The organism is Flavobacterium sp. GW823-FHT04A11, assembly GCF_058796535.1.
Map to the genome: position 1 here is coordinate 2,471,883 of NZ_CM179503.1, position 14,327 is coordinate 2,486,209.

Sequence of the window (14,327 nt, forward strand, 5' to 3'; positions counted from 1 at the left end):
TATGGAGATACTCTTATGATTTTAAAAGTTTTTATTTAAGTTTACGCTTATAAATTGTAATTTAATATTTTTAATAAATGAGTTTTCTTAAAAATTTACTGGGTAAAAAAGACACTCCAATTGAATCCTACAGCGACTTCTGGAATTGGTTTCTAAAACATGAAAAAGAGTTTTTCAAAGTTGTTCAAAAGGGTGAAAACATGCACGAAGATTTCTTTGATAAACTATTTTCAAAATTAGAGAAAATTCATTCTGGTATTTATTTTTTATCGGGAATGTTTGATGACAAAACTGCCGAGTTAATCCTTACACCAGATGGAGCAATTAAAAATATTTATGTAATAGAAGAGCTGGTTAATGCCGCTCCAGAAATTGAAGGTTGGAAATTCACAGCTCTAAAACCAGCATCAGATATTAAAGATGTTGGCATTAATTATGAGGATTTTAAGTTTAATTCAGATAATTTAAAATTTTATCCAAATCTACATCAAAATTATCCAGATGAAATCGACCTAACCATTGTTTATGATGGCTTTCAAGAGGATAAAAAATCTTTAATAACGAATGGGGTTTATATTTTTCTGGATAATTATTTAGGCGAATTACATTCGGTGACCTTAATAGATAATATGAAAATTTTGGGAACAGAAGGGGTTTCTGAAGAACTAATTCCGATCGAAAAATTAAAAGATTATTTAATTTGGAGAGAAAAGGAATTTATTGAGAAATATGAAGGATTAAGGCATAATACCGAAAATGATGGTTATGCTAATTTTGAAGGGAAAACAAAAGACGGCGGAGTTGTTTTAGCAATAATTAATACAACGATTTTAGAATGGGATAAAAAGGCATCTCACCCCTGGATTTTTATTGTTGCAATTCCATTTGAAAAAACAGACGAAATTGGTTTGCCCGATGATGTGACCTATAAGTTATTAGATAAAATTGAAGAAGAAATAATGATTAGCCTGCCAGATTCTGATGGATATCTTAATATTGGAAGAGAAACAGCAAACAATAAAAGAGAAATCTTTTTTGCTTGTAAAGAATTTAGAAAACCGCCAAAAGTTGTAGACGCATTAATAAAAAAATACAGCCAGACTTTTAAAATAAGCTACGAGATTTACAAAGATAAATATTGGCAATCTTTTAGACATTTTGAACAAAACTAAACAGAAATGCCGTTCTGAAATTATTCTTAGAACGGCATTTTTATTTTAGCAACAAACGATTAATTATCAAGAAAAAAATCGCTATGAATTCGCGAGTTGATTATAAAAAAAATTCGTGAATTCGTGGCGAAAAACCGCAAAGTATTTATACAGAATAATTAGTGAAAATTAGTGAAATTCGTGTTTCAAAATTCCCAATTCCACCATACATTCCTTCATCATTTCATAAGTACGCTGAATATCATTATCCAAGCCAATCGAAAAACGAATCAAACCATCCGTCAATCCCATTTCGTGTTGCTCTTCAAGTGGAATCTCACTTGAAGTCGAAGTTCCTGGCGCGCTAAATAACGTTTTGTAAAATCCTAAACTTACCGCTAAATAACCCAGGTTTCTCTCTTGCATCAACTCCATCAATTCATTCGCTTTTTCCAAAGTGCCAACATCAATCGTCATCATTCCGCCAAAACCATATTCAGGGTTAATCATCGTTTTGTACAATTCATGGCTCGGATGGCTTTTTAATCCCGGATAAACCGTTTTTAAACCGTCAGCCTCAAATTGATCCGCCAGAAAATGCGCATTATGACTGTGTTGTTTGATTCGGATATGAAGCGTTCGCAGGTTTTTCATCACAGAAGCCGAACGCAAACTATCCATTGTTGGCCCCAAAAGCATGCTTGCGCCGGAGTTAACATTTTTCAGCGAATTAATAAATTCCTTCGATGCACAAGTCACACCGCCAACCGTATCGCTGCTTCCGTTAATGTATTTCGTCAAACTATGAATCACGATATCAGCACCTAATTTAGCCGGAGAAACAGACAATGGCGAAAACGTATTATCAACCACCAGTTTCAAATTATGCTTTTTAGCAATTTTCGATAAACCGGCAATATCAGCCACTTCCAACAACGGATTACTCACCGTTTCGCAATACAAAACTTTCGTTTTTGGCGTAATTGCCGCTTCTACAACATCCAGTTTTGTAATGTCTACAAAGCTCGTTTCGATTCCAAATCGCGGCGTAAAATTCTTTAAAAAAGCATAAGTTCCGCCATAAATAGTCCGGCTCGAAACAATGTGATCGCCCGCGCCGCACAACTGCAAAAGAGTAGGTGTAATCGCGCCCATTCCCGATGCCGAAACATTTGCCGTTTCCGTTCCTTCCATCGCCGCCAACGCCTGATCCAAATACAAATTACTTGGCGAAGAATGGCGCGAATACAAATAACAGCCTTCCATATTTCCTTCAAAAGTATCGAACATCGTTTTTGCCGAAAGAAACGTATAAGTCGAAGAATCAGAAATCGAAGGATTCACACCTCCAAATTCACCAAAATACTGCAAATCCTGAATTTTATCTGCCGGGTTAAAGTTTTTCATTAATTGATAGTTTTTAGTTTATTGTTTTTAGTTTGTTGTTGAAATTGAAATTGATTTTTGAAATTGCCATTGGAATTTGGAATTTTAAAAATTTGGAATTTAATTTTAATAAGGAGCTATTTCCAGCTTTCCGTTTCAAGTCCTCATAAAAAAGACAAGTTTCTAATGTTCTAAAAAGAGCTTCCGTTGGTCGCTTTTTTAGAACAAGAAACTTTTGCCTTTTTTACTCCGGGCTTTCCACTTCAATCTGGGCTATGAAACCCGTTTTCAAAAGAAATTCCATTCAAAATAACATCTTTATAGAAAATTAATCAATGATGTACTTAATAATTAGATTTTAAAACTACATAACTTAATTATTAAGGATTATTAATCTAAATTTGTTTTAGAAAACACAACCAAATAGATTTTCTTTCATTTCAAAAACAACAAAAATGACATTAGACGCCACCGATAAAAAACTCCTCGTTTTATTACAAACCGACAGTAAAAAAACAACCAAAGAATTATCCTTAAAACTCAATCTTTCGGTAACTGCAGTTTATGAAAGAATCAAAAAGTTAGAGCGCGAAGGAATCATCAAAAACTATGTAGCCTTAGTAGATAAAACCAAAATCGAAAGAGGATTTGTCGTTTTCTGTCACCTAAAACTCATTCAGCACACCAAAGAATTCCTAACCAAATTCGAAAGCGAAGTCATCAAACTCAACGAAGTTTTAGAATGTCATCACGTAAGCGGCGATTACGATTACATCCTGAAAGTGTTAGTAAAAGATATGGAAGCTTACAGGGAATTTTTAGTAACCAAACTAACTTCGTTGCAACACATTGGCAGTACACAAAGTATGTTTATGATTAGTGAGGTGAAGAATTCGACGGTGATTTTTTGAGGAAGGTTCAAAGGCTCAGAGGTTCAAAGGGGCAGAGGTTTTTAATCTCGCAAAGTCGCAGAGCTTTTTAATAGTTAAGATTGAATAGCGTCCAGCTTTAGCTGGATGAAAAGTATTGCCAAAGTGAAAGGCTTTAGCCAAACTGATATAGATTTGGCTAAAGCCTTTTATATTTAAATCTCATTCCTCCAGCTAAAGCAGGAGGCAATTCAAAAAACTTTGCGACTCTGCGTCTTTGCGAGATTAAAAAAAGAAAAACTTTACATCCCGATTGTGTAACTCTTAGCGAACTTTGCGCTTAAAAACATTGTGTCTTTGTGCCTTCGTGGCAAAAAACTCACACCCAAAATTTCACACAAAAAACATTGAAATTTAAACTTTAAACAAAACTTTATTCCTTAATTTTGTATCGCTAAAAATAAATATAGACAAACTATGAGTTCATTTGACGTAGTCATTATAGGTTCAGGTCCTGGAGGATATGTATCAGCAATTCGTTGCGCACAATTAGGTTTCAAAACTGCAATTGTAGAAAAATATAATTCATTAGGCGGAACTTGCCTTAACGTAGGTTGTATTCCTTCAAAAGCATTACTTTCTTCTTCTCATCACTATTCAGAAATTGCTCATTTTGCAGATCACGGAATCGAAGTTTCGGGAGACGTAAAAATCAATTTAGAGAAAATGATTGCTCGTAAACAAGCAGTTGTAGATCAAACCGTAGGTGGAATCAACTACTTAATGGATAAAAATAAAATTACTGTTTTCACTGGTTTAGGTTCTTTCGTAGATGCAACGCACATTGCTGTTGCAAAAGCTGACGGAACATCTGAAACTATTGAAGCAAAATATACTGTAATCGCTACAGGTTCAAAACCATCTTCTTTGCCTTTCATCAAAATTGACAAAGAAAGAATTATCACTTCTACTGAAGCTTTAGAATTAAAAGAAGTTCCAAAACATTTAGTAATTATTGGTGGTGGTGTTATCGGAATCGAGCTTGGACAAGTTTACTTACGTTTAGGAGCTCAGGTTTCTGTAGTGGAATTCATGGACAGAATTATTCCGGGAATGGACGGTTCTCTTTCTAAAGAATTGACTAAAGTATTGAAAAAACAAGGAATGAAATTCTACGTTTCTCACAAAGTAAAATCAGTAGAAAGAAACGGCGATGCTGTGGTTGTTCAGGCTGAAAATGCAAAAGGAGAAACAATCACGCTTGAAGGAGACTATTCATTAGTTTCTGTTGGTCGTCGTCCCTATACAGACGGATTAAACGCTGACAAAGCCGGAGTTAAAATCTCAGACAGAGGACAAGTTGAAGTAAACGATCATTTACAAACAAATGTTCCTAATATTTACGCAATTGGTGATGTTGTTCGTGGAGCAATGTTGGCGCACAAAGCGGAAGAAGAAGGAACTATGGTTGCTGAAATTTTAGCGGGTCAAAAACCACATATCGATTATAACTTAATTCCTGGTGTTGTTTACACTTGGCCGGAGGTTGCAGCAGTTGGACAAACTGAAGAGCAATTGAAAGCGGCTGGAGTGGCTTATAAATCTGGAAGTTTCCCTTTCAAAGCGTTAGGACGTGCAAGAGCAAGTGCTGACTTAGACGGATTTGTAAAAATCCTTGCTGATGAAAAAACAGATGAAGTTTTAGGAGTTCACATGATTGGAGCGCGTACAGCAGATTTAATTGCTGAAGCGGTTACAGCAATGGAATTCAAAGCTTCTGCTGAGGATATTTCAAGAATGAGCCACGCGCATCCAACTTTCGCGGAAGCGGTAAAAGAAGCAGCATTGGCAGCTACTGAAAACAGAGCAATACACGTGTAATTTACGTAAACATATATTTTTAAAACCCGTCATAATTATTTATGACGGGTTTTTTATTTTCAGCTTATTTTTATACTTCGGAAAATATAATAATCAAAAATAATTTTGTAAATTAGTTGGAGAATTCAGATGTTATCTTTGTTATAATAAAAAGGTAACATCATGAAAAATAAATATATAGCTCCTGTTTTACTTGGAGCAGGAATTGCTTTTCTGCTTTATTCCTGCGGTTCGACAATTCCAAAAAACGCAACTGCGGTTAACAACTTTGACAAAGCAAAATACTTAGGAAAATGGTACGAAATTGCCAGATTGGATTTTAAGTATGAAAAAGGGCTGAACAATGTAACGGCAGAATATTCGCTAAACGACAACGGTACTATAAAAGTTGATAATAAGGGCTATAATGTCAAAAAAGACAAATGGGAAGAAAGCATCGGGAAAGCCAAGTTCGTCAAAAAAGACAATGTTGGTATGCTTAAGGTCTCATTTTTTGGTCCTTTTTATGCCGGTTATAATGTAGTGGCGATTGATCCGGATTATAAATATGCACTTGTTTTTGGCGAAAGCCTGAAATATATGTGGATTCTTTCGAGAGAAACTTCAATACCGGAAAATATCAAATTAGATTACCTTAAAAAAGCTCAGGAAATTGGTTATGATACCTCTGAACTTGTATGGACAAAACACGATAAAAATTAGAAAAACAAAACCCGACATCTATTAAGTGTCGGGTTTTTTTTATGTGTGAGTGAAATTAATTATGCTCTGAAAACACTTCTGTAATTATCCCAATATCTGTAAATTAAAAACAAGTTAGCAAGGAATAACAGGGCTGCAATTGGCAAACCTTCCGGAGCCAGAAAATAATTGATGAACAAAATATTTACCGTAATAGGTAAGATCAGAATATTAGCTAATGTTACATAACGTCCTGTTACAAATGCAACTCCGCAAAGCAATTCGATTGATTTAGCCAGTGGCATTAAATACGTAGAAGCCATTAAACCAACATTGAAGGCTTTAAAATTTCCTGTGGTTTCCGGTTCCGGCATTAAATGGAAAAAATAACTAATAGACGCAAAAAGTAACAATAGACCGATTAAGACGCGGACAATAATGGTGGCAATTTTCATAATACTAGGATTTAAGATAGGTTAAAAAATATAATTTATTTTGCTGATAAACATTACAAATTGGAATTCCCTAATAAAATGAAAATCTGTTTTTAAGCTTATTTTATTGAGAATCCTATAATCAATACAATCCTATTTTGGGATTAATTTAATCCTATATCAAATATAATGAATTTTTTCTTATTAAATTGCCACTTAATTAACAGTTTTTGTTATTTCCTGATATATTTTATATAAATGAAAAACCCTCCGAAACCAATTAAAATAAACGGCCAAAGATTTATAAAGAATACAAAAACGGCTTCCAGAATATACCAGCCATTTTTAAGCGCATCAATAATCTGAATGCCTAAATTAGGTTTATAAGCGTTGCTGTCTTTTTCACTCGCAGAAATTTCCTGTCTGATCGTTTCGTTTTGATAAAGCTGCAAAGTAACCGTGCTAAAATTTATCTGATCCTGCAATGATAAGTTATCAATTGTGCGATTGTCATTTGCTTCTTTTTGGTTGGCCAAAGTATTTTCGGCTTCCATAATATCATTTATTTTTTTGCCTTTTTCGTCAATTGCTTTTTCGACTCTTTTCTCGTTTACAGCACTTCTGTTTTGCGAAAGCTGATTAGATAATAATTTCAACGAGACATCATCGGCTTTAATAATTCTGAAATCCAGAAAATCAATTTGTCTGGCAATGCTTTTTATTACGGTATCAAGCTGGGTATTAGGCACGCGAATCGTAATATTATTTTCTACAGAATATTTGGTAGTTTCAAGTGTGCTGTCCTGACTGATTTTAGTTTTAATCTGCTCGTGAATATTGCTTTGTAAATTGGTATACGTAACATAACCTCCAAATTTGGCTACGGCATTTTCAATTGCATAAGTAGATTTGACGACGTTTTTAACCTTGAATTTAATATCGGCGGTTCGAATAAATTTCTGCTTGCTGTCTTTCTTTTCGACCGCCGCCGAGGATGAAACAGCCGTGCTGTCTGTTGTTTGAGAATCTGGAGCTGCTTCGCCGGAAGCATAGTCCGCTTTTTTACAGGAAAATAGTAATGCGATGATTACCAAGGTTGTCAAACCCAATTGTGCAATTGTTTTCATAAAAGTTTTTAAAGTTGATTAATAAATTAAGTTTTGAATCTCATTAATGAATGTTTTATGTTAAAAAAATGATTTGTTAATGAGTGTTAATTCGATATACTAAAAAGTGTGCCAATAATTTTTGGGTATTCTTTTATTGAAGGATTTTTTTTGTCGTAATTTTGAAGTCTAAAATTTATACTTTTTTGAGAGTTTCCATCCATAAACATATTCCCAATCCAGAGCAGTTTAAGCAGCAACTCCTATCATGGTCACAACAATTTCGCGAGGTCGTTTTTTTGGATAGCAATTCCTATCCGCAAGAATATTCGAGTTTTAATTGCATGCTGGCCGTTGATGCTTTTACGTCTTTAAAAACCGATTTTCATAATGCTTTTGAAGACTTAAAACAATACCAGCAAACCACAAAAGACTGGCTTTTTGGGTATTTGACATACGATTTAAAAAATGATGTCGAAGATTTAAAATCATTCAATTTTGATGGTTTGGACTTTCCGGATTTGTTTTTCTTTCAGCCAAAAAAAATATTTATACTGAAAGAAAATGAACTCGAAATTCAATATTTATTGCTTTGCGATGATGAGGTTGAAGAGGATTTTGATGAAATTGTTGAAAGTAATTACGAGTCGTTTGTCACACTGAGCGGAGTCGAAGTGGAGCAAAGAATCTCTAAGGAATCTTACATCGAAAAAGCAACAAAAATGCTGGAACACATTCACGCAGGTGATATGTATGAAGCTAATTTCTGTATGGAATTTTATGCAGAAAACGCTATTATAAATCCCCTTGAGAAATTTGAGAAACTAAATGAAATTTCGCAGGCACCATTCTCTGTTTTCTTCAAAAATCATAAACAATATTTGCTTTCCGCATCGCCTGAACGTTATCTGAAAAAAACAGGAGAAACTTTGATTTCCCAACCAATAAAAGGAACTTCAAAACGATTTTCAGATCCAAAAGAAGACGAAAAATCAAAGCAATTCCTGGAATCAGACGCAAAAGAACGCGCTGAAAATATCATGATTACCGATTTGGTTCGGAATGACTTGTCGCATACAGCACAAAAAGGCTCAGTTGAAGTGGTAGAACTTTGCAAGATTTATTCGTTTTTGCAGGTACATCAAATGATTTCGACTGTAACTTCAAAATTAGATCCACAATATTCGCCAATCGATGTTTTAAAAACCACTTTTCCAATGGGAAGTATGACGGGCGCGCCAAAGATTTCGGTAATGAAAATCATCGAAAATCTGGAAGAAACCAAACGTGGTTTATACAGCGGTGCAGTAGGATATTTTACTCCGGAAGGCGATTTTGATTTTAATGTGGTGATAAGAAGCATTTTGTATAATCAGGAAAATCAATACGTTTCGTTTTCGGTAGGAAGTGCGATTACGTCACAATCCATTCCTGAAAAAGAATATGAAGAATGTTTATTGAAGGCTAAGGCAATGCACGAAGTTTTGCGGTAAAAAGTTTGCCACGAATTTCACTAATTTTTATTTGATGCCAATGCAAAATTTTAAAATGACCACAGATTAAATGATTAAGAAATCTGCTCAATCTGCAAAATCTGCGAGAAAAAATAATTCGTGAAAATTTGTGTAATTAGTGGCAAAAAAATAGCAGTAAAAAAAAATTAACGCTTAACATTTCATTTAAAAAATAGATCGAATTTAATTTTTACTTTTATACGATGCTTTTAAAATTTCAAAATCACATCGCTTCAAGGTTTCCATTTCTGGAAGATAAAAAACTATTTCTGGCTGTAAGCGGAGGTTTAGACAGTATGGTTTTACTGCATTTGTTTCAGCAATTGCCGTACGAAATTGCCGTTTTGCATTGTAATTTTCAATTGCGCGGACTAGAAAGTTTTGGCGATCAGGATTTTATTCAAAACTATTGTGATCAGAATACTATTCCTGTTTTTACTACACAATTTGACACAGAAGCCTTCGCAAAAGACTATAAATTATCGACTCAGGTTGCAGCACGCGAATTGCGTTACAGCTGGTTTTATGAACTTCTGGAAACCAAAAACTTCGATTATATTTTCACCGCACATCACGCCGATGATAATCTGGAAACGTTTATTATCAATTTAACGCGTGGAACGGGATTAGACGGTTTGACTGGAATTCCGGAGCAAAATGACCGGATTATTCGTCCGCTTTTGCCTTTTTCGAGAGAAGAAATTTTGAAATATGCCGAGGAAAATAACATCGAATGGAGGGAAGACAGCAGTAATGCCTCCAATAAATATCTGAGAAATAAAATTCGTCATGATTTGGTTCCGATTTTAAAAGAAATCAATCCAAACTTTTTGAATGCTTTTCAGAAAACGCAATCGTATTTGCAGGAATCGCACGAAATGGTTGAAGATGCTTCGATTATGATTTACCAGCAAGTGGCAAAAGAAGCCGGCGAGGATATTCATTTTGATTTAAATCAGCTTAAAAAACTGCCCAATTATAAATCGTATTTGTACCAATGGCTGAATGAATTTGGTTTTGTTGCCTGGAATGATATTTACGATTTAGTTGACGGACAATCAGGCAAACAGGTTTTTGCAGCTGAATTTCGTTTGTTGAAAAACCGTGATATTTTAATTTTAAATCCAATTTCTGAAATGTCAGAAAAGGAAGAATTTGAAATTAATGAAAACGATACAGAAGTTAATTTTCCCTTAAAATTAAAGCTTTGTAATGTTAGTCACATAACATTAGATTCAAATAAAGCTATCTTTGTGGACGCTGAAAAAATCCAATTTCCGTTGGTTTTGCGTAAATGGAATGAAGGAGATGTTTTTCAGCCTTTTGGCATGAACGGCAAGTCGAAAAAAGTGAGTAAACTTTTTAAAGATGAAAAATTGTCGCTTATTGAAAAAGAAAAAACGTGGCTTTTGTGTTCTGATAATCAAATTGTTTGGGTTGTTGGAATCAGGCAGGATGAACGTTTTAAAATTGAAGAGCCTACTAATAAAATACTAAAAATAGAATTACAATAAATGAACTTTAATCAATACCCTCAAACGATAATGTCGAAAAGTGTCTGGAATAAAATCATCATAATTTTACTGTTTTTTGCTTTTGCAAAGGGCAATGCTCAAATTTTAGAACCTGTAAAATGGACTTCTAAAATTGAAAAAAAAGGCAGTAATGCGGTTTTAATTTTTGACGGAACAATCGAAAAAGACTGGCACATGTATTCGCAGTTTACTCCCGATGGCGGACCGCTTGCACTGGAAATTGCCTTTAAAAATCAAAAAGGAAATTACGAATTAATTGGCAAAGCCAAAGAAGGAAAAACCAGAACGGCTTTTAATGATGTCTTTGGAGTAAATGAAACTTTCTTTGAAGGAAAAGCGCATATTGAACAGGAAATCAAGATAATAAACCCAAACTTAAAAACAGTTGATGTTGTTTTTGATTTTCAGGTTTGTAAAGAGGTTTGTATCAATTCGAATAAAAAATTCTCAATCAGCGTTCCTTCAACATTTAAAATGGACGCTGTTCCAACTATTTCTGAAACAAAATTAGATGAAACGAAAGTTCCGGCTTTGGTTGTAGATACTTTATCAACTTTGGTTGCAAAAGCTAAAACTGAACCTGCAAAAACTGCAGTTGCTGAAGTTTCAAAAGAAGATATTCCTGCACCGGCACCATCAAGAAGTTTGTGGTCGATCTTTTTTATTGCTTTTATTTCAGGATTTGCAGCATTGTTAACGCCTTGTGTTTTCCCAATGATTCCAATGACGGTGAGTTTCTTTACCAAACAAAGTAAAAGCAGGGCAAAAGGAATTAGAAACGCTATTATTTACGGACTTTCCATTATTTCCATTTATGTAATATTAGGATTAATTGTAACCAAAGTATTTGGTGCGGATGCCTTAAATGCATTGTCTACAGATGTTTGGTTTAATTTGATATTCTTTATTTTACTGATTGTTTTTGCAGTTTCATTTTTGGGAGCTTTCGAAATTATGCTGCCAAATTCATGGGCAAATAAAGCAGATCAGCAAGCAGACAGAGGCGGAATTATCGGTATATTGTTTATGGCTTTGGCTTTGGCAATTGTATCGTTCTCTTGTACAGGACCAATTGTCGGAACTTTATTGGTAGAAGCGGCTTCAAACGGTGGAATTGCACCAGTAATCGGAATGTTAGGATTTTCATCTGCTATGGCATTGCCATTTATGTTGTTTGCGATGTTTCCGGGCTGGTTAAATACATTGCCAAAATCCGGCGGATGGCTGAACACCGTAAAAGTTGTTTTAGGATTTTTAGAATTGGCTTTGGCATTCAAATTTTTATCAAATGCCGATTTGGTTCTGCAATTGCATTTATTAGAAAGAGAAGTTTTCTTAGCGATCTGGATTGCAATTTTTGGAACTCTGGCTTTTTATCTTTTCGGAAAAATTACATTGCCACACGATAGTCCGACCAATCATATTTCAGTAGGAAGATTATCTTTTGGATTGATTGTATTGACTTTTACAATTTACATAATTCCGGGACTTTGGGGAGCGCCTTTAAAGTTGATAAGTGCTTTTCCGCCACCACAGACCTATAGTGAAAGTCCATTAGGATTTGGAGGTTCAGGAAGTGGGAACGGTGTTGTTTCTGAAAAAGGTTTACCTGAAGGTGCTGAATTAGGACCACACGGAATTATGGTTTTTCACGATTACGAAGATGGTTTGGCTTTTGCAAAATCAATCAATAAACCAATTATGCTTGATTTTACCGGTTATGCCTGCGTGAATTGCCGAAAAATGGAAAACAATGTTTGGTCTGACGAAAGAATTTTGCCAATCTTAAAAAACGATGTTGTACTGATTTCTCTTTATGTTGATGACAAACGCGAATTGCCAAAAGAAGAACAATTTGTAACCGCTTCGGGAGATAAAATCATAACAGTAGGTGATAAATGGACAGATTTTATGATCTCAAAATACAAAACAAACACACAGCCTTTATATGTAATAACTGATTTGGAAGGGAAAAACCTAAACGATTCTAAACCAACAATAAGTTATGTTAGTACTGAAGAATATTTGACCTGGCTGAAAACAGGGATTTCGAATTTTAAGTGAGAAGGAAGAGGGAAGAAGCAAGAAGCAAGAGAATAGAATATAGAGAATAGAATATAGAGAATAGAATATAGAGAATAGAATAAAGAGGCAAGAGAATAGAAACAAGATATAGATGTAGACTATTGATTAAATATCACGCTCTATAATATAAAGCCTATACTCTCTATATTCTGAAATCTAAACTCTAAAATAATCAAAAAGCACTCTGAAAATTCAGAGTGCTTTTTTTAGTTAATTGTTTTTTGGTTTTAATTTTTGTTTTGATTATTATAAGTATTCTCCGTGTTGAGAGATATCTAATCCTAATTCTTCTTTTTCTTCAGTAACTCTTAGTGGAGTGATTTTATTTACAATAAAGAATAAAATATAAGAACCCACAAAAGCAAAGATTGAAACAAGTACTAAAGCTTTTAATTGTGTTAAGAATAAAGTAGCATCACCAAAGATTAAACCTTGATTGTCACCAACAACTGCATTTACACTTTTTGAAGCAAATACACCAGTTAACAACATTCCTACCATACCTCCAACACCGTGACAAGCAAAAACGTCAAGAGCATCGTCGATTTTTCCTTTAGGGAATTTACTAACCACAAGATTACTAATTACAGCGGCGATAATACCAATTGCTAGAGCGTGAGGAATGCTCACAAAACCTGCAGCAGGCGTAATGGCAACTAAACCAACTACAGCACCAATACAAGCACCCATAGCAGATAATTTGTGACCTAATATTTTATCAAGGAAAACCCATGCCATAGCAGCAGATGCGGCAGCGATTGTAGTAGTTCCTAAAGCCTGAGCAGCAAGACTTCCGGCTCCAACAGCAGAACCTGCATTGAATCCAAACCATCCAAACCATAATAAACCTGTACCTAATAATACGTATGTAATTCTCGCAGGGTTTACTTTTTGAACTTTACGTTTTCCTAAGAATATTGCTCCGGCCAAAGCAGCCCAACCAGCACTCATGTGTACAACTGTACCACCGGCAAAGTCAAGAACTCCCCATTTGAAGAACATTCCGTCAGGATGCCAAGTCATGTGACATAATGGAGCGTAAATGAATATGATAAATAAAACCATGAATAATAAATAAGCCCAGAAACGTACACGTTCTGCAAAAGCTCCGGTTATTAATGCAGGAGTAATAATTGCAAATTTAGCCTGAAATAAAGCAAATAATATCATTGGAATTGTTGGCGCTAATTCCCAGGCGGTGTTTGCGCTTACTCCCTGAAAAAATATATTTGATGAAGGATCTCCAATGAATCCACCAATTGATGGTCCAAAACATAACCCAAATCCAATTACTACCCAAAGTACTGTAACAATTACCATTGCCATAAAACTTTGAAGCATAGTGCTAATTACGTTTTTCTTGCCTACCATTCCGCCATAGAAAAATCCTAATCCCGGAGTCATTAATAATACAAAAGCAGTCGCAACAACCATCCATGCGGTATCACCTGTATCAAGTTTTAATTCTACAACATGAGCACCTAATGTTTTTGATTCAGTAACAAATGAGATAGAAAAAATAGATAGTAACAAAATCGTGATAAGAATCACGCTTAAAATAATTTTTCGCATAGTTATTTAGTTTTAAATTTTTGATAAAAATATAAAATCATTCAACACCCCTATAAAAAATAGAGTCCATTGTTTAATTTTTGTTAATTTTTCATTTTAACCCCCTTAGATTT

Annotated in this window: 11 protein-coding genes; 7 read left to right on the top strand and 4 right to left on the bottom strand. The window is 34.5% G+C overall.

From position 1 onward, the window contains the following. Positions 1–77: 77 nt before the first annotated feature. On the top strand, positions 78–1,172 hold the full coding sequence (locus tag AC3QL1_RS10545) for a DUF695 domain-containing protein (protein ID WP_492497407.1): 1,095 nt from the start codon (positions 78–80) through the stop codon (positions 1,170–1,172). Positions 1,173–1,340: 168 nt separating this feature from the next. Here AC3QL1_RS10545 and AC3QL1_RS10550 read toward each other — a convergent pair whose 3' ends face one another. Then, positions 1,341–2,558, bottom strand: a complete 1,218-nt coding sequence (locus AC3QL1_RS10550) for an aminotransferase class I/II-fold pyridoxal phosphate-dependent enzyme (protein ID WP_492497408.1) — start codon at positions 2,556–2,558, stop codon at positions 1,341–1,343. A 434-nt stretch (positions 2,559–2,992) separates the two neighbouring features. On the opposite strand from AC3QL1_RS10550, the gene AC3QL1_RS10555 reads away from it, so the two are divergent. The 3 genes from AC3QL1_RS10555 (at position 2,993) to AC3QL1_RS10565 (ending at position 5,989) form a co-directional block, all read left to right on the top strand. After that, positions 2,993–3,448 (top strand): Lrp/AsnC family transcriptional regulator, encoded by a 456-nt coding sequence (locus tag AC3QL1_RS10555; RefSeq protein ID WP_302095110.1) that lies wholly within the window; start codon positions 2,993–2,995, stop codon positions 3,446–3,448. Between the two features lie 435 nt (positions 3,449–3,883). Next, positions 3,884–5,287, top strand: a complete 1,404-nt coding sequence (gene lpdA, locus AC3QL1_RS10560) for a dihydrolipoyl dehydrogenase (RefSeq protein ID WP_492497410.1) — start codon at positions 3,884–3,886, stop codon at positions 5,285–5,287. Between the two features lie 162 nt (positions 5,288–5,449). Beyond that, positions 5,450–5,989, top strand: coding sequence for a lipocalin family protein (locus tag AC3QL1_RS10565; protein ID WP_492497412.1), 540 nt, complete (start codon positions 5,450–5,452; stop codon positions 5,987–5,989). A 59-nt stretch (positions 5,990–6,048) separates the two neighbouring features. Here the strand turns inward: AC3QL1_RS10565 and AC3QL1_RS10570 are convergent, their stop codons facing one another. Both AC3QL1_RS10570 and AC3QL1_RS10575 read right to left on the bottom strand, forming a co-directional pair. Beyond that, a complete protein-coding gene (locus AC3QL1_RS10570) occupies positions 6,049–6,423 on the bottom strand; it encodes a DoxX family membrane protein (RefSeq protein ID WP_492497414.1) in 375 nt (124 codons plus the stop codon). A gap of 212 nt (positions 6,424–6,635) precedes the next feature. After that, positions 6,636–7,529, bottom strand: a complete 894-nt coding sequence (locus tag AC3QL1_RS10575) for a DUF4349 domain-containing protein (RefSeq protein ID WP_492497415.1) — start codon at positions 7,527–7,529, stop codon at positions 6,636–6,638. 185 nt (positions 7,530–7,714) lie between these two features. Here AC3QL1_RS10575 and AC3QL1_RS10580 point away from each other — a divergent pair, with 185 nt between their 5' ends. The 3 genes from AC3QL1_RS10580 (at position 7,715) to AC3QL1_RS10590 (ending at position 12,621) form a co-directional block, all read left to right on the top strand. Beyond that, entirely contained in the window at positions 7,715–9,001 is a 1,287-nt protein-coding gene (locus AC3QL1_RS10580) for an anthranilate synthase component I family protein (RefSeq protein WP_492497417.1), read from the top strand. Between the two features lie 224 nt (positions 9,002–9,225). After that, on the top strand, positions 9,226–10,536 hold the full coding sequence (gene tilS, locus AC3QL1_RS10585; protein ID WP_492497419.1) for a tRNA lysidine(34) synthetase TilS: 1,311 nt from the start codon (positions 9,226–9,228) through the stop codon (positions 10,534–10,536). Beyond that, entirely contained in the window at positions 10,537–12,621 is a 2,085-nt protein-coding gene (locus tag AC3QL1_RS10590; protein WP_492497421.1) for a protein-disulfide reductase DsbD family protein, read from the top strand. A 267-nt stretch (positions 12,622–12,888) separates the two neighbouring features. On the opposite strand, the gene AC3QL1_RS10595 is transcribed toward AC3QL1_RS10590, so the two are convergent. Next, positions 12,889–14,214 (bottom strand): ammonium transporter, encoded by a 1,326-nt coding sequence (locus tag AC3QL1_RS10595; RefSeq protein ID WP_492497423.1) that lies wholly within the window; start codon positions 14,212–14,214, stop codon positions 12,889–12,891. Between the last annotated feature and the right edge of the window lie 113 nt (positions 14,215–14,327).